Source organism: Pelomicrobium sp. G1, from assembly GCF_051905455.1.
In the GTDB taxonomy this organism is placed as follows: domain Bacteria; phylum Pseudomonadota; class Gammaproteobacteria; order Burkholderiales; family UBA6910; genus Pelomicrobium.
The window spans coordinates 1-236 of record NZ_JBQACR010000604.1 but is presented as its reverse complement, the minus strand read 5'-3'; the positions used below and the strand labels follow the sequence as shown (position 1 = coordinate 236).

The window sequence follows — 236 nt, the reverse complement described above, 5'->3', positions numbered from 1 at the left end:
GACCAGTTCGACGCCGCCAGCGGCGAGGTCATGAAGGGCTGCTGGGCGTCCACGCCCCTGAAGCCGGAGATGCGCGCGGCGAGCACGTTACAGGTGCCGGATTGGGTAATGGTGTTGGGATCGCTCCCCGTGGCGATTCGCCAGTAGATCGCCGAGGTAAGGTTGGAAACGGGGTTTTGCAGGAAAAGTAGGTTCCAGCCCGGCATGGAAAGGGTGGGGGACGCGCCCGAGGCGAC

The 236-nt window shown here is 64.8% G+C and carries 1 protein-coding gene; it reads right to left on the bottom strand.

Going from position 1 to position 236, the window contains the following annotated elements; genetic code table 11:
• On the bottom strand, nt 1-236 hold a 236-nt coding region (locus ACTFO6_RS19810; RefSeq protein WP_439935999.1), incomplete at both ends, for a hypothetical protein.